The organism is Pseudobdellovibrionaceae bacterium (assembly GCA_023898385.1).
Classification (GTDB): domain Bacteria; phylum Bdellovibrionota; class Bdellovibrionia; order Bdellovibrionales; family UBA1609.
Genome location: CP060220.1, coordinates 1,227,277 through 1,251,415 on the forward strand (window position 1 = coordinate 1,227,277; position 24,139 = coordinate 1,251,415).

General features: G+C 42.3%; 30 protein-coding genes. 14 read left to right on the forward strand and 16 right to left on the reverse strand.

Annotated features, from left to right (window positions below):
* Nucleotide 1: 1 nt before the first annotated feature.
* The 5 genes from H6626_05365 to H6626_05385 form a co-directional block, all read right to left on the reverse strand.
* Entirely contained in the window at nt 2–967 is a 966-nt protein-coding gene (locus H6626_05365) for a YcaO-like family protein (GenBank protein USN48522.1), read from the reverse strand.
* A complete protein-coding gene (locus H6626_05370; GenBank protein USN48523.1) occupies nt 946–2,487 on the reverse strand; it encodes a hypothetical protein in 1,542 nt (513 codons plus the stop codon). The genes H6626_05365 and H6626_05370 overlap by 22 nt, the downstream gene beginning before the upstream one ends.
* A 15-nt stretch (nt 2,488–2,502) precedes the next feature.
* Nucleotides 2,503–2,793 (reverse strand): hypothetical protein, encoded by a 291-nt coding sequence (locus tag H6626_05375; GenBank protein ID USN48524.1) that lies wholly within the window; start codon nt 2,791–2,793, stop codon nt 2,503–2,505.
* Nucleotides 2,747–4,264 carry a sigma-54-dependent Fis family transcriptional regulator gene (locus H6626_05380; protein ID USN48525.1) on the reverse strand — a complete coding sequence of 506 codons (1,518 nt, stop codon included), beginning with the start codon at nt 4,262–4,264 and terminating at the stop codon, nt 2,747–2,749. The genes H6626_05375 and H6626_05380 overlap by 47 nt, the downstream gene beginning before the upstream one ends.
* Before the next feature lie 405 nt (nt 4,265–4,669).
* Nucleotides 4,670–4,927, reverse strand: coding sequence for a hypothetical protein (locus tag H6626_05385; GenBank protein USN48526.1), 258 nt, complete (start codon nt 4,925–4,927; stop codon nt 4,670–4,672).
* A 79-nt stretch (nt 4,928–5,006) separates the two neighbouring features.
* Between H6626_05385 and H6626_05390 the strand changes: the two genes are divergently transcribed.
* The 5 genes from H6626_05390 (at nt 5,007) to H6626_05410 (ending at nt 7,674) form a co-directional block, all read left to right on the forward strand.
* Complete coding sequence (locus tag H6626_05390) at nt 5,007–5,231, forward strand: helix-turn-helix transcriptional regulator (protein ID USN48527.1); 225 nt, start codon at nt 5,007–5,009, stop codon at nt 5,229–5,231.
* Between the two features lie 28 nt (nt 5,232–5,259).
* Nucleotides 5,260–5,781, forward strand: coding sequence for a hypothetical protein (locus tag H6626_05395; GenBank protein USN48528.1), 522 nt, complete (start codon nt 5,260–5,262; stop codon nt 5,779–5,781).
* Between the two features lie 62 nt (nt 5,782–5,843).
* Nucleotides 5,844–6,743: a polysaccharide deacetylase family protein gene (locus H6626_05400; protein USN48529.1), complete on the forward strand. Its 900-nt coding sequence runs from the start codon at nt 5,844–5,846 to the stop codon at nt 6,741–6,743.
* Nucleotides 6,744–6,785: 42 nt separating this feature from the next.
* Nucleotides 6,786–7,082, forward strand: a complete 297-nt coding sequence (locus tag H6626_05405; protein ID USN48530.1) for a hypothetical protein — start codon at nt 6,786–6,788, stop codon at nt 7,080–7,082.
* Complete coding sequence (locus tag H6626_05410) at nt 7,075–7,674, forward strand: hypothetical protein (protein USN48531.1); 600 nt, start codon at nt 7,075–7,077, stop codon at nt 7,672–7,674. Before H6626_05405 ends, H6626_05410 begins: the two co-directional genes overlap by 8 nt.
* A 7-nt stretch (nt 7,675–7,681) precedes the next feature.
* On the opposite strand, the gene H6626_05415 is transcribed toward H6626_05410, so the two are convergent.
* The 4 genes from H6626_05415 to H6626_05430 form a co-directional block, all read right to left on the reverse strand.
* Nucleotides 7,682–7,876, reverse strand: coding sequence for a hypothetical protein (locus tag H6626_05415; GenBank protein USN48532.1), 195 nt, complete (start codon nt 7,874–7,876; stop codon nt 7,682–7,684).
* 15 nt (nt 7,877–7,891) lie between these two features.
* A complete protein-coding gene (locus H6626_05420) occupies nt 7,892–8,206 on the reverse strand; it encodes a helix-turn-helix transcriptional regulator (protein USN48533.1) in 315 nt (104 codons plus the stop codon).
* The gene (locus tag H6626_05425) at nt 8,196–8,471 is read right to left on the reverse strand and encodes a hypothetical protein (GenBank protein USN48534.1); all 276 of its coding nucleotides are present in this window, start codon (nt 8,469–8,471) and stop codon (nt 8,196–8,198) included. Before H6626_05425 ends, H6626_05420 begins: the two co-directional genes overlap by 11 nt.
* Before the next feature lie 584 nt (nt 8,472–9,055).
* The gene (locus H6626_05430) at nt 9,056–9,439 is read right to left on the reverse strand and encodes a DUF3307 domain-containing protein (protein USN48535.1); all 384 of its coding nucleotides are present in this window, start codon (nt 9,437–9,439) and stop codon (nt 9,056–9,058) included.
* Nucleotides 9,440–9,559: 120 nt separating this feature from the next.
* On the opposite strand from H6626_05430, the gene H6626_05435 reads away from it, so the two are divergent.
* A complete protein-coding gene (locus tag H6626_05435; GenBank protein ID USN48536.1) occupies nt 9,560–10,297 on the forward strand; it encodes a hypothetical protein in 738 nt (245 codons plus the stop codon).
* Between the two features lie 8 nt (nt 10,298–10,305).
* On the opposite strand, the gene H6626_05440 is transcribed toward H6626_05435, so the two are convergent.
* On the reverse strand, nt 10,306–10,734 hold the full coding sequence (locus tag H6626_05440; protein USN48537.1) for a hypothetical protein: 429 nt from the start codon (nt 10,732–10,734) through the stop codon (nt 10,306–10,308).
* Between the two features lie 123 nt (nt 10,735–10,857).
* On the opposite strand from H6626_05440, the gene sohB reads away from it, so the two are divergent.
* Nucleotides 10,858–11,877: a protease SohB gene (gene sohB / locus H6626_05445; protein ID USN48538.1), complete on the forward strand. Its 1,020-nt coding sequence runs from the start codon at nt 10,858–10,860 to the stop codon at nt 11,875–11,877.
* Here sohB and H6626_05450 read toward each other — a convergent pair.
* Together H6626_05450 and greA are read right to left on the reverse strand one after the other, a co-directional pair.
* Complete coding sequence (locus tag H6626_05450) at nt 11,870–14,107, reverse strand: hypothetical protein (protein USN48539.1); 2,238 nt, start codon at nt 14,105–14,107, stop codon at nt 11,870–11,872. The two genes, sohB and H6626_05450, sit on opposite strands and share 8 nt — an antisense overlap.
* A 9-nt stretch (nt 14,108–14,116) precedes the next feature.
* The gene (gene greA, locus H6626_05455; protein ID USN48540.1) at nt 14,117–14,596 is read right to left on the reverse strand and encodes a transcription elongation factor GreA; all 480 of its coding nucleotides are present in this window, start codon (nt 14,594–14,596) and stop codon (nt 14,117–14,119) included.
* A gap of 121 nt (nt 14,597–14,717) precedes the next feature.
* On the opposite strand from greA, the gene mgtE reads away from it, so the two are divergent.
* From mgtE to H6626_05485, 6 genes are all read left to right on the forward strand, one after another.
* A complete protein-coding gene (mgtE, locus tag H6626_05460) occupies nt 14,718–16,067 on the forward strand; it encodes a magnesium transporter (GenBank protein ID USN48541.1) in 1,350 nt (449 codons plus the stop codon).
* A 6-nt stretch (nt 16,068–16,073) separates the two neighbouring features.
* Nucleotides 16,074–16,469 (forward strand): aminoacyl-tRNA hydrolase, encoded by a 396-nt coding sequence (gene arfB / locus H6626_05465; protein USN48542.1) that lies wholly within the window; start codon nt 16,074–16,076, stop codon nt 16,467–16,469.
* A gap of 146 nt (nt 16,470–16,615) precedes the next feature.
* A complete protein-coding gene (locus tag H6626_05470; protein USN48543.1) occupies nt 16,616–17,224 on the forward strand; it encodes a hypothetical protein in 609 nt (202 codons plus the stop codon).
* The gene (locus H6626_05475; protein ID USN48544.1) at nt 17,217–17,975 is read left to right on the forward strand and encodes a nucleotidyl transferase AbiEii/AbiGii toxin family protein; all 759 of its coding nucleotides are present in this window, start codon (nt 17,217–17,219) and stop codon (nt 17,973–17,975) included. Before H6626_05470 ends, H6626_05475 begins: the two co-directional genes overlap by 8 nt.
* A gap of 236 nt (nt 17,976–18,211) precedes the next feature.
* A complete protein-coding gene (locus H6626_05480) occupies nt 18,212–19,237 on the forward strand; it encodes a bifunctional oligoribonuclease/PAP phosphatase NrnA (protein ID USN48545.1) in 1,026 nt (341 codons plus the stop codon).
* Nucleotides 19,238–19,239: 2 nt separating this feature from the next.
* The gene (locus H6626_05485; GenBank protein USN48546.1) at nt 19,240–19,506 is read left to right on the forward strand and encodes a (2Fe-2S)-binding protein; all 267 of its coding nucleotides are present in this window, start codon (nt 19,240–19,242) and stop codon (nt 19,504–19,506) included.
* A gap of 185 nt (nt 19,507–19,691) precedes the next feature.
* On the opposite strand, the gene H6626_05490 is transcribed toward H6626_05485, so the two are convergent.
* The 4 genes from H6626_05490 to H6626_05505 form a co-directional block, all read right to left on the reverse strand.
* On the reverse strand, nt 19,692–21,131 hold the full coding sequence (locus tag H6626_05490; GenBank protein ID USN48547.1) for a type II secretion system protein: 1,440 nt from the start codon (nt 21,129–21,131) through the stop codon (nt 19,692–19,694).
* A gap of 181 nt (nt 21,132–21,312) precedes the next feature.
* On the reverse strand, nt 21,313–21,747 hold the full coding sequence (locus tag H6626_05495; GenBank protein ID USN48548.1) for a (2Fe-2S)-binding protein: 435 nt from the start codon (nt 21,745–21,747) through the stop codon (nt 21,313–21,315).
* 8 nt (nt 21,748–21,755) lie between these two features.
* Entirely contained in the window at nt 21,756–22,364 is a 609-nt protein-coding gene (locus tag H6626_05500) for an alpha/beta hydrolase (GenBank protein USN48549.1), read from the reverse strand.
* 10 nt (nt 22,365–22,374) lie between these two features.
* On the reverse strand, nt 22,375–23,235 hold the full coding sequence (locus tag H6626_05505) for an endonuclease/exonuclease/phosphatase family protein (protein ID USN48550.1): 861 nt from the start codon (nt 23,233–23,235) through the stop codon (nt 22,375–22,377).
* Nucleotides 23,236–23,352: 117 nt separating this feature from the next.
* Here H6626_05505 and H6626_05510 point away from each other — a divergent pair, with 117 nt between their 5' ends.
* Nucleotides 23,353–24,129 (forward strand): pyridoxine 5'-phosphate synthase, encoded by a 777-nt coding sequence (locus tag H6626_05510; GenBank protein USN48551.1) that lies wholly within the window; start codon nt 23,353–23,355, stop codon nt 24,127–24,129.
* Nucleotides 24,130–24,139 lie beyond the last annotated feature (10 nt).

The following is a 24,139-nucleotide window of genomic DNA, read 5'->3' on the forward strand; positions in this document are numbered from 1 at the left end:
TCTATCCAATACAATGAGGTGTGGGGTTTATTTTCTCATTTTCAACATTTTGGTTTGTAAACTGTTTTAGTCTTCTAAAATTAATTTTATCTTCATGAGTCTCACCATAAAACATAGGCTGAGATTCATTGGAAATTGATCTCATCACAACAAGAGGTAAGTCTTGAAAAAGTGGATTATCCGACTTCATCTCATTAAACTGAGTATCAAATTCCGAGATAGGAGTTTTATCTGGATTTACATTTTCTATTAGTTCAAGAATGTCGTTTTTATATTTTGGTGTTAAAAATAACTTTTTATGGTCAAGTGGTGTTGTTAAAGTGTTTGTTTCTATGTTTTCATTCTTACCTTCATATATATAAGCCACAGTGGATTCTAGACATTCTAGAAACGCTTTATCTAAAGAGCACTGCAGATTGTCAGAGTAGCCTAAGCCTATGATTGAAGAGAAATTGTGATTGTTATTTATTGGTGTCGCCAAGCAAACAACTCCATTCTCATTGGGGGGCGTTTTCATTTGAAGAGCTGTAATTTTGATATTGTTTTCCTTGAGCTTTTCGATGGCTAAGTCAAAACTATGGATTTCTAATTTTCTTACAAAAGGAAAATTTGTTAAGTAATGGCATAAAAAAGCATCTCTTTCCTTAAGCTCATTAGCTGCATGTGTTTTAGCTCCCTCAATATCAGTAAAAGCAGCAACTCCGTTAGTGTGGATACCATTTTCAATACAGTAAGCTCGCTCTATAGCTTCAGCAGCTGATTTAACAAAAGCGAGATCTTGAGATTTGGCCAATCCATGACCTAGAATATTTTGGCTGCCAATTTTAATATTGGAATGAAGGCTGTAATAGCCGGGAACCCAATCCTTTGTCCATGTGGCCTCTTGGACTTTTAAGTTAAGATCATCGGCGTGAGAAAGAACCCACTTAGCAAAGGGAGTGTTTCTCATTTTTTTACCACCGGCCATAAGGGATTATTGGCATATATTTGTGACAACTCAATTGTCCACGGCTTTCTAGCTAAGGCTACATAAGGGGCACTAACAAGAGGGACAATAATGACATCTTTTAGAGTTTTTAAGTGAAGGTCTTTCAGCCTTTTGAGACGCTCATTTTTATCTAGAACATTCATATAATCAGCCAGCCACTTGCTGCCCTGGTTGCGGTCCATTTTAAAAAACCCAGCGTATATAGAATATGAAATCAAACTTATGTCTTCGGTAAAACCTGTATCTGGTCCACCAATAAAGCAATCGGGCATTTCATCTTCATTTTTATATTTAGTAAATGCCGGAGCGTTATTTCCTTCAATTAGTTTTACATCAGGGAAAGCATCTTTTATTGGCTTTTCAAATTGTTTAAACTCACCAAGCCTTACAATAGAAACAAATAAATCCTTTATGGCGACGTCCTCAGAATCTTCATATATTTTTTGAATTTCTGTATTTTCACTGTCAGCCAGTGAGCCATCTCCCAAAGCTGGAAAAAATTGATTTGTTTTTTCATATCCAGAGGTGTTTTCATACATCTTGTGAAATACGGAACGCATCTTTTTACCGATGGCCAAGCGTTCCCTATGGTTGTATTTTTTAAGTCCTTTGTCTGTGAACGTTAAAATAAAGGTTCTAATGTTCATGGTAGAATGTAGTGTTTGGCCAGACTCTTTAGAATAGGCAATAACTTTTTCAGGGTTAAGTTTGTCAATGGTAGTGATAAAGTCTACTTTGTTCTCTTTGAAAAGAGTGATTGAATCTTTAGCTCCATCAATTCCACTTGGAACCAGTTCGATTTCTTGTGGAACATTTTTTGAATAATTATAATGATGCTTATTGGCCAGAAGTTTGATCATTCCATTGCCATTATCATTTTCAACATAATAGGGGCCTGAAGTGTTGCGGTAATCAGTGATCTTAAGAGTTTTTGGGTCAACAGATGATTTTGGCAAAATGGCAAAGTCTATCGATGATAGCATGGCCAATAGAAAGGCCTTTTCACCATTAGACTTTAAGATAACAGTATTACCATCCACAGAAATACCAGAGCAGGCACTTTCTATGGACTCTAGTGTTTCAACGGGGCAGATCAAATCTTTAAAGTTGCCGTGGGTGTTTTCTGATAAAATCAGTAAACGCTTTAATGAAAACTCCACATCTTGTGCCGTGATCTTGATACCATCAACAGTTTGAAGATTTTCCCTAATTTGAAGGTGGAGTTCTCCATCTTTCCATTCAAAACTTTGGGCCACTCCAGCAATGGGAGTTCCATTTTCTTTAGAAAGTTCAACCAAGGGACTATAGACGTTTTCTAAAAATATGTACTCGGGTGCCAAGTGGATTTTGGTTGGTTCATAAGCACTTACAGGTCGATTATATGGAAAAGCTACTCTTAAAGTCATATTACCATCCCGTTTTTTGTTGCTTGTTAGCCAAAAAATGGTCATTCCTAGAAGGACCATTGGCACTGCCAAGAGTACATACTTTTTTAACATTGTGCTTCCCCTTACTTAGAGACATATTGTTCGGTCTCCCATCACTTCGATTTGTTCAAAAATGCCTTTGTCTTTAAGCTCTTCAATGAGTGAGGCTGTATCCTCACTCAGTTCTAGTTTTCCGTCCTCAGAAAAACTCAATATTCCTGATTGGTAAAGCTGCAGAATTTGTCTTTGTGTTTCAAGCTTTGTAGCTTCCTCTTGAATTAATTTATCAGTTGCTTTGTCATTTTTTGTGCATTCATCATGAGCAAAGCTGTTAAACGTGAGAAGTGTTAAAATAGCTGTAAGAATTTCTGCTTTCATAACGACTATCCTCCTTTTTACCCCCTAAGAGGTTGTTTAATATTAATTCCATCATGGTGCCCTTTTTACCTTGCAGTCCCAGGGCCTTTAATTTTGATGAGAGAGTGGTTCGGCTCACTCCTAAAATCCTTCCGGCCTTGGCCACATTATAATTACTTAACTTCATAGCCTTAATGATAAGGGCCATTTGTTGGTTTTTATGCATGAGTTCTAAATCTTCCAATGTAATCAAATCATCATCGCTAGAGCTATAATAGGAAAATGATTTTTGCTCTAAAATATGTTTTGGAAGATCACTTTCTTTTATAATTGATTTATCAACCACTACATAAAGTCGTTCAATTTCTCCGATAAGCTCTCTGACATTACCTGGCCAATTGTAGCTGACTAGTTTATCTAGTGTAGGCTTCATAATTTTTTTATAAATACCTTTGTTTGCTTCAATTTTGTTTTGGGTGTAGGCAATGGTGGGAAGAATGTCCTCGGGTCTTTCTCTTAAAGGTAAAATTGTGAGATCTAGGTGTTTAATTCTAAAATACAAATCAGGCAAAAACTCGCCATTTTCTGAAAGCTCTCTTAAGTTTGGCTTTCCTGCGACAATCAATCTAAAATCAACAGGTATTGGATTTTTACCTCCTACTGGCTGCACTTGTTTTTCTTGAAGCACTCGAAGAAGTGAAGCTTGTTGCTCTAGGTTTAGGTGATGAATTTCATCCAAAAAAATGGTTCCTCCATCAGCTTGTCTAAATTTCCCAGGCTTATCTTCTTTTGCATCAGTAAAAGATCCTTTTACATGGCCAAAAAGTTCACTTTCAAAAAGAGTATTAGTAATGGCTGCGCAATTAACAACAACGAATGCTCTTGAAGCCCGTTGAGAGTTATCGTGAATGGCTCTGGCAATGAGTTCCTTACCTGTTCCTGTTTCTCCTAAGATGAGAGCTGGTTGGTCACAAGAAGCATATTTAATAGCAAGTTTTGAAACCTGCTTAATATTTTCAGACTTTCCCGCAAGCCCAACAAGCTTTTGCTCCTTAGAGGTGTATTTATTAGTTTGTTCTTCAAGTAGGTTGTGATTGTAGGACTCGATAGCATTTTCAGAAATGGCCCGAATCACTTCATTGGAGAGAGGCTTAAATAAAAATTTATCTACACCTGAGCCAAGCCAATCTTTAAGAGCCTCTTGTGAATCTTCACCAGACATGATGATTGTTGTTACACAAGGGTTGATGTCTTTAAGCTTTTTGGCCAAAAGATGTCCAACAGCATGAATTTCATTTTTTTCTTCAAACTGATAATCAATAAAGGCTACACAGTAGTTAAATGGATCAGCTTTAAATTTTTCTATGGCCTCATCATAGCTAAAGGCAAATTCAAACTCGGCCATGCTTTCAACTTCTGATCCGCGGTAGGCCAAAAGAAAGCTGCCATGCACAGACTGCTCATCATCCACGATTAAAATTTTTGGTTTCATAAAAGTTCCCCCTTTAGAAAACGCTTAACCTGCAAAGGGCTATCGCAAAGGGAGTGCCAATGTGGTAACTATGTGGATTGCTTAGACTTCGGTGACTATCTCCCCCTATGATGCAGCATGAGATAAACAAAAAGAAGTGAAAAAGTCAAAGCTAGCGACGAGAATTCGTCGTTTAAAGTGGGAGCTTACAAATTACCAATAGTAAGTCCTTAAGATTCTTAGGGAAAGTTCCTTTAAATGAAATTTGAACGAGCGACGAAGGATCGTCGTATTTTTTTAATTTTCAATTTAACTGCCTAATTTTATTGCACAATAAGAACAGCGAGTTTTCGTCGTCTTATATTGATTTTGTAATATTTTTAGGAAAAAGTGGCCAAAACTAGAGCTGAAAGGGCTTTTAAGGAGTTAGTTATTCTTTTCAGATGTGCTTCCATTTCTCTCATCGGCTCCGGAATCGTGCCCACATCTTAGAATATCCTCCAAAATCTCTAATTCTTCGCCAATTTTCTTAATGAGTAGACCAACTCCATAAAGCTCACCATCCTCAAAAACTGTATCTCGGTTTCCCTGTGTGAAAAGGCCACCGAGACCCCTAAGGGAACCATGGGCATGCCACAGCCTATTGCAAACTACATCAAGTTTTTTCTGGGTTAGATGTTCCATATTGACCTCTTTTATATAATATAATACATGTAATATAAAACTAATAACAAAGTCAATGGAGCATAGTATTCTCTTTTGCATGTCAAAAGAGAAAGAGGCTTGGCTAAAAAATTTAGCTAAAAATATTAAATCACTGCGTAAAGAAAAGGGAATGTCGCAACAGGCCCTTGCTGAAAAATCGCGGTTATCTATTGCTACAATTGCAAAGATAGAAATCTGTGCTGTTGAAAATCCAACATTGGACACGATTGTATCTTTGGGGCGAGCTCTAGGAGTGAAAGATAGTCTTTTACTCTTGCGGTAGTTTTTTTGAATCTAAATAGGAGTTGAAAATGTCAAATGATTCATCGTTAAAGATAAGCAACTTTCTTGATTCTCCACTTGAGTCAGGCGTGCAAATTTTAGCAGCGGAATACTATATACCTGTTTTTTGGCTGGCAATGTTCACCACAGAGGATTTAAAAACTTTTTGGGATATAGATAACGAAGTGGAAGTGCCATACTTAGCCACCACTGTTTCTCGCGCTATAAAAACTTTTGAACATAGAGTTTCAAATCTAAAAAAGATGTTCACAAATATCGACGACTACATACCTGAGTGGACTCAACTACAGAAAAAAATGACTATGAATTATGTGTTGGTAGATTTAGATGATGTTCTAGAAATGGATGAGGATGGTAGAGAGCAACTTTTGCCGGCACTTAAGGCCATAGACGAGCCTGATGTTGACAGTATGGTTGCTTTTGCGAAGCTGACATGTTTTTCAGATATCTTTGATCAATCCTCAGGGACACTCAATGAAGTACATAATCGGCCATCTGTAAAAGAGTATCTTTGTGGATTTGAAAGGTAATCGAAGTCTTATTGCTACTTATCTTCGCTTTTTGTTAGTGTTTTACCAACTCTTAGGGGGGCGTGAAATTAAAAATCATAAGTTTATTTATTACTTTATTCTACTCATTATTTGGTTTTGCAGGAGAGATAAGTATTACAATAGATGATCCAAATCAAACCTTTAAGTGGGATCTTTTTTCAAAGCCTGAAAGAGATAAAATGATACGTGCGGCGCTCTCAAGGTTTCAAGTCAAAGCTGCACTTTTTGTATGCGGAATGCGCGTAGACACTCCCCAAGGAAAAAAACTTTTAGAGGAATGGGACAGGGAGGGCCACCTTATTGCGAATCACACTTACTCACATAAAAACTATCATGGTGTGAGTTATGATTTTTTTAAAAACGATATCCTAGCTGTTGAGCCGTTATTAACAGGGCTTAAAAATTATGAGCGTTATTTTAGGTTTCCACAATTAAAAGCAGGAAACTCTAAGGAGAAAAGAGACAGAATAAGGTCTTTTTTCGATTCTAACGGTTTTAAAAACGGGTATGTAACTGTAGATGCGTCAGATTGGTATATTGATTATCGACTTAGAAATAAAATAAATAAAGACCCAAAATTTGATATTCAAAAATTTAAAAATTATTACTTAAAGCATATTTGGGAAAGAACAAAATACTATGATCAACTTGCAAAAAAACTCACTGGTAGGAGTATAAGGCATACACTTTTAATTCATCACAATTCAATAAATGCATTGTTTCTTGAAGATATACTAAAAATGTATACATCAAAAGGTTGGAAAGTCATTGATGCTAAAGACGCATTTCAAGACCAAGTATTTTTAGTACGACCAAATGTAGTTCCTGCTGGAGAAAGTATTATTTGGTCTATGGCCAAGGAGAAGGGCTTTTCTGACCTGAGATATCCTGCTGAAGATGCTCGTTATGAAAAACCTGAAATGGATAGGCTTGGTTTGTAATAATTATTTGTTTTTAAGGTTATGAAAGGGTCATATTGTCTAATGAAACTTTTTGGAAATATATTATTTGTCCTCTCAATAGTACTAACCGTAGCAACTATTTATACGGCACAAGTTTCTTCGAACGGTTGTGATAATGTAGCCATGTTGAGTTTATTATTATTTTTGGCTATATTCTTTGCGACTATAGGAGCTGTATTTTTGTTTAAGTCCAGTAAAAAAAACTTGAGTCAGCGAATGGCTAAAGTTCTGCTCGTGGTTTTATTAGCTTCCTGGATGGGGGAAGGTGTTCAAATTTACCACCTTTCATCTGCAGCTATTGGGGATTGTTATGAATAATATTTATTACTCTATTGAAAGGATTTTTGTAATGAAAAGAGTATTGTTTTTGTTCTTTGTTATTTTGCTATCATCTTGTGCCACTTCTACAAATAAGACATATGAGCAGGTTAAAATGCCTGAACATGATGGGCTTAGAATTATAATGTACCGAAAACCTGGTGCTTGGGGTTATGCAAATGAAACTTACCTAAGGTTAAATCAAAAGGATGTAGCTCATATTACTAATGGCATGTATACTGTAGTAGATCTTCCAAAGGGAGGAAAATATATTATGGCGATTGCCAATATTCATGAATCTCTTTATGACAAAGGAAGTATTGAAATTAAGGAGAAAAATACGATTTATTTGAGAATCAAGCACAGCTCTGTTTCTCGGCAAATGGAATTTTCAGACTGGCAGACAGTATGGTTAGGCTCCGCTTTTAGTCCTAATAAAGGTAAGAATGTTTACCAAGCAGAAAAAATTAAAGATGGATATGCTTTTTACAACTATGATGTAGTTGCTCCCTCTGCGGCCTTAAATGAAATACGTTCCTTAAAGTTGAAGTACAGTAAACCTAAGTTAGATCCGATACCTGTAAAACTTTAGACCTTTTTTATTTTCTTTTTGGCTTTGCCCAAGACTCTTGAACTCCAGTTAATGCCCTCGAATATGCTCCGTAGCTAGTGAGTCCTTTTTTGTGAGCTTGGGCAGCTTTTTCAGCCATATTTCTAACTGAACAGCCGTTTTGTATAATTGCGAATATAGATAAAATCATCAATCCTTTAAACATATCAGTAATGATACTCATTTTTGCCCCCTAATTTTAAGCTGATTCCAGCTTTACATCATATTTATAGCCCGCTTTTTTTACTGAATCTGATAAGGCCAATTCAATAAAAGCCGCTGGCGGATACCCCAATTTTTTCGCCATCTTCCCTGCTAAAGAGGGAGAGGGGATTCTTTTAGCAGTAATATAATCATGTAAAGACTGAGGGCTCATCCCAAGCTTTTTGGCGCAGGCAGCCCTGCTATCAAAATCCGTCTCAATAACTGCTTCCAAGTGGCTAGCAAAGGTCACTTTTCCAAACTTTTTTGAAAGCTTGTCATAGGCTGGTGTTTTTTTCTTTTTAGTACTCATGTTTATGTACCTCCATAGCTTCAATATGAATTTCTTTTTCAATCTCCTGGTAAATCAAACGATAAGCTTTACTGAGCCTTATGGATCTTTGTCCAGATCGTTTTCCTTTAAGAGGCTCATCGTGATAACCAGGTTTTTTTCTCACTTCTCTAATTCCAAAGCCTTCCACCGTTTTTACCCAAAACAGAGCTTTTTGCTGAATGGCTTTAGGGCATCTTGATAACTGTTTTTCAAATAACTTTGTGTAGCCCACTCGTGTCGACATATCCTACCTCCATTTATAAGGCAAAATGCCTTATGTTGCAAGTTCTTTTTAAGGCAAAATGCCTTATTTTTAAAAATGTGCCGTGAAAAGTTAATAGGTCAATAGAAGAGAGGATGATTTCTAACTGAGTGAGTTCGGGCAAAGACCTATACTCACCATACTCACTTTACTCACCTTTTTTGTGAACTATCATGAAAAAGGATGAATGAAAGTGAAATTGAAAAATGTCTGAAAGCCCTTTAAATACTGCTATCTAGCGGAAACCCTTAGGTTTTTAAAAATCGTTAAATATGCCTCGGGTAGTTCGGGCATTTTCGGTCGGTCCTGCTGCAATTGGGTAGTTTTAAATTGGAAAAATCAAGTGGGCCCACTCGCGGCCCCATTTTTGATGTGCTGAACTATAAACCGGCATTAAGCAATCTTTTTCTTCAAGGCCTTAATTTCCTTCTCCAACTTATCCAAACGGCTCTCCTCTGCCTTTTTTCTAATGAGGGCCTCTTTGAGTAACTTATTTAAAAGAGTTTGATATGGCGCACCGGTGATATTGGGATTTAAAATTCGGCAGCGTCTGGATGCGGATATACTCAGTGAGAGTACATCCACCAGATAATAAAAATGCTGGTCAGGTGATGCACCATTTGATCTAAACCAAAAGCATTCCAGTAGCCCGGCTTAGATTTGTCGTCAAAACGCCCGAGATAGCGGGGCCCAGATTTGATTCGGTCCATAATAAAATGCACCACAAAATCCACTAGGCTCAACCACCACAAGTGCGGCGTGTAGTACAACAATATGGCCAGGGCTAATAATCCATGCACGGCACAGTGAACCGTGAGAGGGAGAAAAAAATCCCAACCCGGCAACACTTTTTTAAGCATGTATTCACGCTGTAGAGGAAAATCACCTACAAAGTGTTTTATTTGAAATAGAATTAAGAGTAAAAACAAGGTCTCAATGCTGATCGTCATGAATCCATCCCGTTCATTTTTTTATTGTCCCCCGATGCTGCCGTCTGGCACAAATAAAATTGTTAGATTTCAAGACTTTGTGCTTGGAAGTCGAACAAACAACCAAAGGCCCACACAACAATGAAAACCACAAACCAGCGCGAAAACCCCTTTATCAATCTGCTTTTTAATATAGTTTTGCCTGTGGCTTTACTTAACCAACTGACCAAACGCCTGGGGGAAGATGGTCCGTTGATTGCCCTCCTTGTGGCTCTTGCTTTTCCCATAGGCTATGGCGCCTACGACTATTTAACGCGTCACAAAAAGAACTACATCTCCCTCCTTGGAGTGATTAACGTGCTGTTCACTGGTGGATTGGCACTGATGAGCCTTGAAGGCATTTGGTTTGCGGTGAAAGAAGCGGCCTTCCCCTTGATTTTGGGAATTGGAGTCTACTTGTCCGCCTACACCCGCCGACCGTTTATGCGATTTATGGTGACCAATGAAAACGTGATGAATTTTGACTTGGTCACAGCCCGCCTTGAAGAAAAAAACCACCAACCGCAGTTTGATCAACACATCCGAACTTCAACTAAACTCTTAGCCACTTCATTTTTTCTCAGCAGCCTGCTTAACTTTTTTTTGGCTCGGTCTATCTTTGTCGATATTGATCCCGCCTTGTCGACCCTTGAGAGAAGTACCGTACTTAACGAGCAAATCGCCGATATGACTTGGCGAAGTTTTATTGTGATCGTGTTGCCACTGATGGTGTTTATGGCCTTTGTGGGGTGGCATTTGATATCGGGAATTAAGAAACTCACCGACCTTGAAATTGATGACATCATGCCGCATGTGGCCGAGAAAAAGCCCACAGCATAGGTCCCAGACTATTGGCCCCCAGAATCAAGGCCCACTTCTGCGTCTTCAGGAATTCTTTTAGCCGTCCTTTTAAGCTTTTCAACATAGTCCCGGTTTTTCACATACTGCTTTCTGGCTTTTTCAAACTCTTTTTCCTGCTGGAGCTTTTTCTGCTCAAACTCTTTTGCACTTTGTATGACCGGCTTAGGGCGGACAAACTGCCGCCGGGCCTCATCCCTCTCCTTTTCTAGCTTCTCCCGCCATCGACGCTGTTCATCAGCCGCTTGTTGGAGCTCAAACCGCTGACGCTTTAGGTCCATCTGCCGTTGGTAAAAATCCCCATAGCGATCATCCAGATCGCGAATCTGATCCATAAGTTCTGGGTCACGGGCGGCATCCACCTGGGATGTCGGCATCAAAATCCCAATAGCTAGAAATAGGGAAACAAATGTTTTCATGAAATCATTTTCTCGCAAAAAAACCCATATGTGAATTTTTCTGTGCCTCACCCCCGTTTTTGCTCGACCAAAATCTCAACTTTCCTTATGGTATCTCCTTATTTAGCGTTAAAAGGAGATCCCATGGACCAGCTGCTCGAAATAGCCGTCTTTGCCGGAAAGATAATTTTGATCGTAGTTGGTGTTGCGGCCATCGCGGGCATCATCGCCAGCCAAGCCATGCGTTTTCGCACTGACAATCGGTTGATCGTTGAGCACCTCAATAAAAAATATGACGCTTTTGCCAATGCCCTTCGCTCTTACATGCTGGATAAAAAAACTTTTAAAGGTCTAACGAAAAAACAAAAAAAATCCTCTAAATCGAAGAAAAAAGAACCTAAAAATCGACGAAACATTTTCGTTGTGGACTTTCACGGCGACATCAAGGCCTCCGCCGTAGACTACCTTCGCGACGAAATCACTGCTGTACTGAGTGTGGCCGAAAAAGGCGATGAGGTGGTAGTTCGACTTGAGAGCCCTGGCGGCATGGTCCATAGCTACGGCTTGGCAGCCTCGCAATTGGCTCGAATTAAAGAACATAAACTTCACCTCACCGTTTGCGTCGACAAAGTGGCCGCCAGCGGAGGTTACATGATGGCTTGTACGGGAAATAAAATTATTGCTGCCCCGTTTGCAGTCCTAGGATCTATTGGTGTCTTAGCGCAAGTGCCAAACTTTCATAAACTTTTGAAAAAACATGATGTGGATTATGAGGAATTCACGGCGGGCGAGTACAAGCGCACCCTCACTCTGCTTGGCGAAATCACTGACAAGAAAAAAGAGAAATTTGTTTCTCAGATTGAAGACACGCACACCCTTTTTAAAGACTTTGTCAGCACTCATAGGCCCCAGCTGGATATGGCCACCGTGGCCACAGGTGAGCACTGGTACGGGACACGAGCCAAAGGCCTTGGCCTTCTTGACGAAATCATGACTAGCGACGAGTACTTGTTCTCGCACAAAGACACCGCAGATATCTATGCCCTTAAAATGGAGCATAAGAAAAAAGCTGTGGAAAAAATATCAGAAGCTTTCAGCAAGGCCATCAGTGAGGGCGTTGAGAAAGCCATTGATTCCGCTCGGGGATGGAAAATCTTCAGTTGATATTGTCGTTGGCCGATTCTCCATCGCCGGGGTCTTTTTCAGGATGAGTCGGCTGGCCTTCCGGACTTTGCCCTACGGGTAAAAGTTTTTTTGCCGTTTCCACCACAGTTTCTTTAATGAGATCGAACCGTGAGCCTTTTTGATTGGCCAGTATTTCTGTCACAAACTCTTGTTTGAGTTGATCCGTAACTGACAGTGACAAATTTCTTTTTGGTTCTTTTTTGGCCAGCGTCTTAAACATTTTTAGACTGGGCAATAACACTGGTTTTTCTGCCTCGCCTGACAAATTCCAGGTGAGCAACTTTAGATGGGGGAAATCGACGGTGACCTCTCCTTCAAGAGCCCCATGGTTCCATTCTCCTTGAGAGGAAAACACTACGGATTTATTCAAACCATTGGCCGAAAGCTTCGACCACTGACCTTTTTGCCTCTCTACCTTGATCGTGCCGTTGATATCAGAAAACGACGTCTCAGGACCAAGACGTTCATAATCTAAAAACAGTGGGCGAATCACTTTTTGGTAAGGATTGTCTTCTCTTAATGTCAACTGACCCACTTGAACCTTTGCCGCAAGAATATCTTCTTTAAAGTCCGTCTTCACCTTCACTGTATCTAAATGCCATTGGTCGTTCTCAATAGTCTTAAAACCAAAGTTGCCTTGCCACAAACTAAACTCCCCAGCTGAAACTACTGCTTTTCCGTACAACTCCATGGGGGCGAGACGTCCCTCCACCAATAAATTTTGAATTGATGGATGGAGTTCAAGCGCCGAAATTTTTGCCTGCACTTCTCCATCAAGAAATTTTTCATCCAAATCAAATGACAAGACCCCATTGAACTGTCCTGACTCCAACTCAACTTCATCAATAATCCCTAAATACCGACCATGTAACCAATGAATTTGCCCATGTACACGGGATACATGTTGGCGGCCTCTCACACCCTTATTGATAAAAAACATCTCTAGGTCATTCACAGCCCCCGTGAAACTCATATCCTGTGTTGATCGAACGGACACTTCGCCGTTTAGCTCTCCAAACTGGCTGAGCGCCCCTCGTGGACCCTGACGTCCTAATGCGTCCACTATTTTTTTGATTTTTAATCCTGAGATTGTCACTAGAAAGGGATCAAACCTTTTGTTCGTCATAGGATACAGTCGCAAATCCTTGGCCACTATTTTGCCCGCATCGCCATTCACCACACAATCTGACAATGTCAAATCGGCCGCCTCCCAGGCAACAAGCTGCCCAGAATAAACGCCAGAACACGATAACCATAAATAGTTCGGGCTCCAGCCCCACTCGGTCAAATTTCGATAACGGGCTACTTGCATAAGGGCATTGACTGGTAAGTTTTTTGCCGAAAAACGACTGGAAAAGAATCCTGATTCAAAATTGTAACTGGCACTGGTTTCAAGATTCCCTTCTCTCACCTGCGCGGTCAGGGATAACTCCAAAGTTTGGGGCGACACCAACCCTTCAAAACGCAAATGATCAAAGGTGGATTCGGGCAACCATGATGGAACAGAGGCAATTTCTGAACGTAATGTCAATATGGGGCTTTCTTCAGGCAAAGTCAGGCGCGTGGATTGAAGTTGCAGAACGAGCGTGTCAGCCCCATCCTGGTGCTCAAACCACTCCAAACTTTCAATAGAGACCCGCGGCAAAATCTGGCGCAAATCCTCTCGATGGGAGCCCCAATTTTTTGAAAAATACCGACGCAATTCATTGGACTTCTGCGTCCACAACTCATGATCTTTCACCACCGTGGAGGATTTTGGTTGCTCTGAAGGTGCCGGCGTTTCCACCGGGGATGGCGATGTCTCTTGAGCCTCACAAGAGCCCCGCCAAGTGGGCTGATAGACTTGGGCATTTGAAATTTCCGCACGGGAAAGACCCACATAGCCTTGAAACAACTGGGCGAGTGCTATTGGAAAATAAACCTTAGAGATTTTTATCTGCAGAGGCTTTTGGCAAGAACCCGGCAGATCAATTTGTACTCCGCCCACCTCAAGCGCAATAGCTGGTTTAATCCCGTCGGCCAAACTCAATCGGATCTGATTCATCTTAATGGGTACAGGAATTTTTTGAAAAGCCGCTGAAGCTTCTATTTTCTCACGAATATGTCCACTTGAAAAAATGAACCGGACGGTACCACCCAGCAACGCGCCAACAATAAGTGAAGCTAAAAATACATACCATCCGCGCTGTGGATTTACTTTCTGGTCCATTCCCCCTCATCACTTAAAGACGAAATTCAAAACCTCATACTCTTTATCGCCTTTAGGACTGCTAAACTCTATCAGATCACCCTTTGATTTTCCAATCATCGCGCGAGATAAGGGCGAAAAAATGGAAATCTTCCCGGCCTTCACATCGGCTTCGTCTTCGCCAACGATCTGATAAGTCACAGTGCCGCCGGATTCTTGGTCTTCCAATGTGACCGTGGCACCGAAAATGATTTTGTCTGACTTTAATTTACTGGGATCCACCACATCGGCAGCGGCCAATTTAGCCTGCAGGTCATTGATACGAGATTCACAAAAGGCCTGACGCTCTTTGGCGGCATCGTAGTCAGCATTTTCACTCAGATCACCGTGTCCGCGAGCCTCTTCGATGGCTCGCACCACTTCAGGGCGTTCCACTTGAAGGAGGTGCTTTAACTCCGCTTCCAGTCGAGCTTTTCCTGTAATCGTCATTGGATGTCTATCGCTAGTCATAGAAATCTCCGCCTATCTAGGGTATAAAAGCGCAGTATTATTATTTAATTCTTTGACCCAGACAACTGCAAAGGCGAATATATAGAAAATATTGGTAAGTCCTTTAAATAATTGGTTATTTATGAAGCTGAATCCGTCTAACATCGGCATTATCAAGCGATTATTGGTGGGCCGAAACAACCGACCCCTGCGATCCATCCTTAATCGCCTGGAACCGGCGGACATTGCCTCACTGTTTAACACGCTCAATCAAAGGGAGCAGAAGCAACTTATCCACGCCCTGATCACCCTCGGTAAATCCAGTGAAGTGCTGGTGGAGCTCCCTGAAACACGCCTAGAAGACCTTTTAGAATCTCTGGACATCACCACCTTTGAACAAATACTTGAAGAAGCTCCCATTGATGATGCCGCTTATTTTGTGGGACTGACGGCTGAGGAAAAACACGAATCTCTGTTAAACCTTTTACCTATCAAAAAGCAGACGAAAATTCGGCAGTACCTGGCCTACCCCGAAGACTCTGCCGGCCGAATTATGCAAACAAAGGTCTTTAGTTTGCCAGTTCGACTCAACGCCAGTGAGGGTTTGGCGGAGTTAAGAAGCCGCGCCCAAGAGGAATCGATCTATTATATCTATTGTGTAGACGAAGATGAACGCCTTGTGGGTGTGGTATCGCTTCGGGCCATGGCCACCGCACCTTCAGAAAAGCCTCTGGTGGAGTTGATTAAAAAAGATGTGATTACGGTTTCACCCATGGATGATGCTGAGGACGTGGCAAAGATGGTGGCCCACTATGACTTTATTGCCCTTCCTGTTTTGGATAAACAACATCGACTGCTCGGCATTGTCACCGTGGATGATGTGGTCGACATCATTCAAGAGTTAGCCACAGCCAACATTTATGCCCAAGCCGGTCTACAAGAGGACGACCGCGTTTACACACCCGCCTTACAAAGTATTAAAAACCGAATTCCTTGGATGTTTTTAAACCTTTTCTTGGCTGGCCTAGCCAGTGCGGTAATTGACTCTTATGAAGAGACCATGAAGCACCTCATTGTACTGGCCACAGTAAAAAACATTGTGCCTGCTCTTGGCGGAAATACGGCCATTCAAACCTTAACCGTAGTCACTCGAGGTCTGGCCACCGGGGACTTCAGCTTTATCAGCTATGCTAAAGCGGTGACGAAGGAAGCCACTGTGGGCCTCACCATTGGTGTATTTACAGGACTGGGCGCTGGCACATTACTTTATTTATGGAAAGGCGACACCCTTGTCTCTGTGGTCATTTTCATTGCCATGGTTCTTAACTCGTTTTTGGCAGCCATTGCGGGGTCTATTGTGCCCATTCTGCTTAAGCGCTTTAACCTTGACCCAGCCACGGGGAGCGGTGTGCTTGTAACAATGATCACCGACATTTTTGGTTTCTTTGCCTTTTTAGGAATTGCCACACTTGGCCTAAAATACATGAGCTAGCCGAAAATGAAAATCTCACCCAAAGAATTAAATTTTACTTTTTCAAAAAGCTCGGGTGCCGGCGGACAAAACGTAAATAAGGTCAACACCAAGGTCACATTGCGCTGGAATATCTTTGAATCCTCTAGTGTTTCACAAAAAGTGATTGACCGATTTTGCGAGCTCTTTCCCAATAAGATCCTTGATGACGGCACAGTGCAGATTTCAAGCCAGCGCTATCGCCTGCAAGCTCGCAACATTGCCGACTGCGTAGAAAAATTGCACGTCATGATAGAGAAAGCCGCGCGCCCCAAAAAGCCGCGAAGGCCCACCAAACCCACAACCTCTTCTGTGGAAAAGCGGCTCAAAGGAAAACGATTACAAAGCGATAAGAAACGCCAACGACAAGGACGAGACGACTAGCTCCTGGATAATTTGGTTTTGGCAAATCCAGCGAGTAAATTTCATTATTTTGGATAAATTTGTCAAAAAATGTTACATATTGACATGTTTGTCCTTTCCGATTACCATGGGACAAACATGTCAGAAATCATAAAGGGGTGACAATATTGTCATTTAGAGAGTTGAAGTCTATCTTAGAAAAAGAGTTGGTCATTAGTGCAAAAGATGCTTCCACAGTTTTAGGGGACCGGAAAAGAGTCTATGCTTTGCAGGACAAAGGTGACCTTAAAAGATGTGGCACGGGTCTTTATACCTTGCCTGGGATAGAAGAAGGAACTGCACAATTTGCTGCCCTAAATAAATACTTTCCAAAGTGTGTAGTTTCCGGAGTGACGGCCCTCTCTCTTTGTGGGTTGGGCCAAGAGTATCTGGATAAGATACACGTGGATATTCCTAATACTACGAATTTATCTAACTCTCTACTCGAAGTTCACCGAGTGACTGCAAAGCGGATAAGTCATGTAGAAAACAGAAAATTTGAAGAAAAAGGCATACCCTTTAAGATTAAAGTCTACTCACCTGAGCGGACACTGTTTGAGGCCTACAAGTACTATGGCGTTGGGACAGATGCATTTATACGGGCCATTAAAAACTATCGAAATCTTTATTTAAATAAAAAATCACCTGGCAAACAGTACGATGTTATTTTGAGTATAGACAAAGAAGTGGGAAGGGAACTGGTTAATTTTTTGAGCATGGGAGATATCAATGGATGAGACCTCTCTTTTATCTCAATTTGAGAAATGGAAGAAGGAGCACGATCAACATGGTCGCATGGCCTTCTCTCGCTTTATCATGCTGACTTTTTTAGACGGCCTCGAAAAAGTCAGCGACGACTTCATTTTTAAGGGAGGAAATCTTCTGTGGCACTACATTCAAACACCGAGAGCTACGGTAGATCTCGATCTATCGACCATAACTTTAAAATCTCATTTGGAGATTAAGCAATGCCTTGAACAGTCCTTTGCTATTCACAAAGAAATTCAATTTTCTATAAAAGAGTTTAGAACCATTCATGATGAGGAAGAAATTGGTGCGGCCATTACTATCACTTATCAGACATATCATGGACAAAAAAATCAATTTGAAATAGATATCGTTTATACATTGCCAACAGATTTGGTCAAAATAAAATCGACTGTTAGTGATAGAAGTTTAACTTCGGCAAGTATAGAAAATATTATTGCTGATAAAGTCAATGCGGCCCACAGATTCGCGGGTGGCAACACCCGCATGAAAGATTTTGATGATTTGTGGAGAATTTCAAAATCAGATATTAGAATTAATAAAAGTAAGGTCAATAGGCTTTTCAAAAAAAGAGTGATTCCTTTCTCATTGGAGGGAACTTGGGTAGAAAATTTAAATCATGCCTGGAAAGGACATGTGAAAAGGTACAAAGACTTGCCAAGTGACATTTTAGTAATATTCGAAGATATCAATTCTTGGCTAAAAGGCTTAAAGAAATGAAGGTTGGGCAGCGATTGCAAAGCGATAAGAAACGCCAACGACAAGGACGTGATTACTGGTCTAGGCCTTTGGCGAATTGAATCGCTTTTGTGAACAGAAAATCGCCGCCGCACGTCAGGTGTCTTGCCCAATAGACCCATGCCACAGCAAAACCCTTAAACTCCACTTCAATGACCTTCGTCTTGTTTATGTTTTTGTTGTATAATCCGATAAGTGAGCACAGAGGTCATCAGAGAATGGACAGTCGGTACCTTAAAAATTTAGAATTGCGACGATTGGTTGAGAAAATCGAAACCGCTTCGTCTATTCTTCTCACCACCCACAAACAGTGTGACGGTGATGGTTTAGGTGCCATGCTCGGGCTCTATCATGCCCTTAGAAAGTTAGATAAGAAGGTTCGGGTTATCACGGTTGACGGAGTTCCGGCTAAATATCGATTTCTGCAACCGGAACTGCACTTACAAAATTTTGACAAACCTCACGACCCCATTGAACCCACAGACCTTTGCCTTATCTTCGACACAAATGACAGGCGCCTTGTGGATCCCTTATTTTTCGAGCTTGAGAAACAATGCAAGCAGATTGCCTTCGTCGACCATCACCCAGTTTTAAATAAAGGCCCTGAACCCACTCCTGGATCGTACATAGATACATCAGCCGCAAGCACCGGCGAAATCGCCTTTTTTATAATAAAAGCCTTAGGCATTCGAATGGATCAAATGATTGCCCGCGCCCTCTACACGAGCATCGCCTTTGACACGCAAATATTTAGGTATGTTAAAAACTCTCCCTCGAGCCATTTGATTGCAGCAGAACTGCTTGAACATGAGAAAAATGCTTATTCGGTACATCGATTTTTATTTGCGACTTACACACAAGAAAAAATCGCCTTTCTTGGTAAAGTGCTCAGCGAAGTGGAGTACTTTGCCGAGGGTCAAGTGGCTGTGGTCAAAGTGAGCCTCTCTGACTTGAAAGATCATGACTTAGATATGGATGATTCTCGTGACGTTATTGATATGATTATGAACATCAACGCCTTGCAAGTGGCGGCCTTATTTCGTGAAGATGCCCCGAATGAGTACAAACTCAGCTTACGCAGTAAAGGCAGCATTGAAGTTTTAGGCATTGCTGAAAGCTTTGGCGGTGGTGGTCATATGTTTGCTTCTGGAGCTCCCCTACAGGGACAATATGAAGACTTAAAACTGAAGCTTGTGAACCAATTTTTAAAACGTCTTAACGGTACCACCAAAGCTAAAAGCTAAGTATGAACCGCTCAGGCCATAACAACAAAAAAGACCCCATTATTTGCTCCTGCAACTTTGTGAAGCAATCCACCATAGAAAAAGCTATCACTGAAGGATGTGACACTTTAAATAAAATTTATGATGAGACCGCAGCCGGTATCGGACCTTGCGGCGGCAGTTGCCGAGTCATGCTTCAGTACATGCTCGACACCTTTAAAACCACAGGCCAGTTTCCCGAAAATCCTCGAATCAAGCGGAGGCGAAAACCACCACCCCGCAGAGGTTAACTCGAAACACGGCCCCCGTCAGTATGGCCCGAATTCACATGAATTGTTTTTCGCAATCGGAACCAAGTTTCCATCTGAATCCCGCCTATTAAAACGGCAACACAGTTACCCTTTTGATTTGGAGCAAAAATAAAAATTTCGTACACGCGAACTATCTACGGGTATCGGAATTCGGTCACTTTTGACTAATCAGCCCAACTTTTCTGTTGGGAGGCCCAACTTGTGCAGGGGCGGCCACCGCCATCGTCGTACTGTTCTGAAGTACACACTCGAAACTTCGCACCATACAAGGAAATATCAAGGTAGGCGGTTCCAACTCCCGCGCTGGCAACTCCTACATTTTGGGGAAAATAACCGCTTTCACCTTTTTTAAACTTGTGTTGCCCACAAGTGGCCAAATAAATGTTTGGAATAGGACTGCAACCTGAATACTTGGGCCATCCATTTTCAACAATCGCAAAATACTTAAAAGATCCTGACTCAAACGTGATTGACCTCCCATTGAGGTAACTCGGGTAGGGTCCCGCACCTGGCGCGAGCCCTTGTTGGTCTGGTTTAGTGTCACCAGGCTTGGTACGGGTCGATGTGCAAATGGGCTCACCACTGGCCGTGTAACCTTCAAGCGTCTCATTTTTCTTACAAGTTGGCAGGACAGAAAATAGCGGAGCGCAAAGACTCTGCCCCTTGGCGTCTATTCCCGTCATGATCTGCCCCTGTGGGCATTGGCCTGCTGCTGATTTGGTAGGCAGGGTGCATGACTTTTCGCTACCATCCCACTTGCCTCCTAAGGCCAAACACGTTTGTCGCATAGCTGAGTTGATAGTTTTAGAAAGCGAACATTTGTTTTTGATAGGGTCATAATCCCCGCCGAGAGAGCGGCAGGTCTCCTTCACCTGGCTTGGCAAGTCGCAAGTTTGTGTGGCATCGTTGAATCGCCCACCTGCAGCTTCACAACTGGTTTTGACGTCATTCGGCAGTTGGCATTTACCTGAGGCATCGTCAAAGGTACCGCCAATGGCGACACAGCTAGCATCAAGGGATAGTCCTGTGCCGGGCTTGTGAATTTCAAAATCATAACGGCTAATGTTAAAAGGCACTTTATTGGAACTCATTTCATATTCAAAGTTCACCTGAACTTTTACAGCTGGACGCTTACACGAAGCTTGATCACAACCACCCAAATCCGTATCGGGCAACCAAGTCACTTTGACGCCAATAGGACATTTGTCACTAACACCAAACTCGGAGCATGATTCACCAGTTCGGGTGAACCCTTTTTTGGCGTCAGTGAAATCAAATTTAACATTTCCTTTAGCGTCTTTGACCTGCAACAGTTTGACTTTTTTGGCATCGCCACCTGCTTCGACGAGCGATTTACAATTAAAGTCGCCAGATAAATCTGTCAGGCAGGTGCCATCTATGGATTGATACCAGGACTCTTCGGCAGTGAGGTAAGAGCGAATGCTGTCACTGATGTTCTGCACTGTCATTCTAAGTTCAACGACATTTTGAGACTTTAGCATTTGGGTCATCATACCTGCTGTACCGGCAACGACAATCCCTAAAATGCCAACGGCCACTAAGACTTCAACAATAGTCATCCCGCGATGATTTATATGTTTCATCGGAATCCCCCAAAAATTCGCCCTGCGAATATACTCCCCACACCTCAAAATTCTAGCATAGATTTTCAACCATCGACGAATCAAATACACTGAGGCCCATAGATTTGATCTGACGTCTCAAAATGATACCCCCGCGTCCCGATCACCGTCGATGGTGATTGATGTACTGAGATTGATCGCACTAATTCCCCAATCGGTAATTGATTATCTCTCGCACATCAGGGCGACAAGTGCCACATGCCGTGCTGGCTGATGTCTGTCGGCTCACTTCTTCTGGAGTGTGGGCTCCGGTGATGATGGCCATATCCACCACACGGGCTGGAACCGCTCGACAGTGACAGAGTTCTTCTTCTGCAAATGGAAAATTCCACTTCCCTTGTGCTTTTAATACCACTTCACGCATCAGTATGGCGGCGGCAGAAACCCCTTGGGGCACTTCTAGTTTTGCCAAAGATCCAGTGAATTTAGGCCGCCAGTCTTCCAGCGCCTGCAATAACTCAGGTCCACCAACACCGGTAAGACGTGAACTCTTAATAACATCGCCACCATCTAGCTTAAGATTTAAATGAATTTCTTCTCGCCCAGGCAGGCCAACACTTATATCTAAGGAATCCATGCCACTCCTCAACTAAAAAAACCAGCGACAATACTCGCCGCCAACTGAATATTTGCTTCTAAGAGTATACCTGATTTTGCCCTGGGTTTGAAACTGTGATCACCGTCGGGCAAATATTCAACGGAAATATGGGCTGAAAGGTCGTAACCCTGCACTTCTTCGGCCCCGCCGAAGGGATCTCGCTCCCCCTGCAGTATCAAGGTGGAGGTTTTGAGGCTTTTTAAGTGTTCCACCCTCAGAGTGCCTGGACGACCTGGCGGATGAAAAGGATATCCCAAGCACAACAAGCCCCTGACCGATAACGAATCAGTAATCATACTGGCCACTCTTCCCCCCATGGATTTGCCGCCGATGATCAGATCTTCAGGCCCACCAACGGCGTCTATAGCCTGCAAAAAACTTGATCGCAACACCGGCATGCGATCAGGAGATCTTCTTGTCCCCCCATTGCGACGTTGACTCATATAGGGAAATTCAAATCGAACCACTTGGAAGTCAAATGCCGCCAGCTCACCGGCAATGTCGTTCATAAAGTCGCTGTCCATAGGGGCGCCTGCGCCATGTGCAAGTAAAATTTTTCGAGTGGATTTCGCAGGCCCATCAATTAAAAAATTCATATTCTCCCAATCAATGCAATTTGGCTTCAATAAACAGCGGTTCGTGATCGGAGCTGTCTACATAATCAAGAATGTGGGAACGTTTTACATCCAACCCCCGCACAAAAATATGATCCAACTCAAAAAAACGATGATCCCTCGGCCACGTCACATGCACTAAGTCCTGTGATTGAGTCATTTTAACTAAAAACTTTCGCCTATCCGCATTCCAGGTGTTAAAATCTCCACCCAACAATATCGGCCCTCTGTGTTGGGCGAGTTCGTTAAACAATTGGCGAATCTGCTTTTTAAAATCTGAATTGGCCACAAAGTTAATCCCGTGAATATTGGCCACCAAAAGGGGTTCTCTTTCGCCTTCAATGGGATACTCCGCAAGCAGCACCATTTTTGGCGTATTAATAATCGGCTCCCTTGGTTCACTTCGTAAAAATTTGAGAGAAGAAATAGCAAATCGAGACCCTGTGGAGACACCCGTTCCTACTTTTTCGTCAAAAAAACTAATGGCCGAATGCCAAGCCATACCGTTCACTCTGTTAAATGCATTTGTGAAAGAAGTGCTGGTCAATGTCTCTTGCAGCAGAACAAAATCACTGGCTTCAGAATAGACCTGTAAGTCCGGCAACAGTCGGTCGCGTTGGCCCTTGTACACATTCCAAACAAAAATTTTTAAACTCGCGCTTTTTTCAAGAAGTTGCGCCACAGCGGGGCCGTCTTCACGCAACACCTCTTCATCCGGTGGGATATCATAAAAAAACCCCAACGGGTCGGCCGCATCCACCACTCCCTGGGGCCACACCGAAGTGGCCTGTACCGGTCCGCCAACACTTAAAATCCACCCAATAATCCAAACAATAATCCACCTTAGGTTCATCCCACCCCTCCCTGGTACTGGAACTAAAAATCAGATCCTTTATTCAAGATCAGTCTTGTAAAAAATGAAACCCATTTTACTTTTGCACCGGGTTATTTTCTGTGGCAGAAGAGAGGGGTGACTCGCCTTAGCGTAAATGTGAACAAAATCGCCACGCTGCGAAATGCGCGCGGACATGATCTTCCCCATCTCGAAACCGTGGCTCGTGATATCGTGGGCTTTGGTGCGGGGGGAATTACCGTTCATCCTCGTCCAGACGAGCGACATATTCGCTATGAAGATGTTTACGTTTTATCGAAAATGCTCCACACCATTAACTTGCAAAACCATGGCCACTCGCTGGTGGAGTATAATATTGAAGGCTACCCGAGCCCGAAGTTTATGCAATTGATGGCAGAAGTGAAGCCCACCCAATGCACGCTGGTGCCCGACCCTCCTGATGCGATCACCTCCAACGCGGGGTGGAACGTAAAAAAGGACAGGGATATGCTCACTGAGGTGATCAGTGAACTCTCTAAAAACGGCATTCGGAGTTCTTTGTTTGTGGATCCTAATGACATTGATACGCAACAAGTAGAAGCCTTGCTGCAAGTGAAACCCGATCGGGTCGAGCTCTATACAGAAGCGTATGCCAATGCCTTTGGCACAGAGTCTGAAGAATCGGTCACCGAACTTTATAACCGAGTGGCTATTGAACTCTATGATCTTGGAATTGGCATCAATGCCGGCCACGACCTAAACCTACAAAACGTTGGCCCTCTTGTAAAAACCATACCCGTTATCGACGAAGTGTCTATTGGCCACGCTCTTATTTCTGAGGCGCTATATTTGGGGCTTGAAGAAACCATCAAACGATACCTGCAAAGACTCGGCCCCAGCACCCCTTCTACTTAGAGAGCATGGC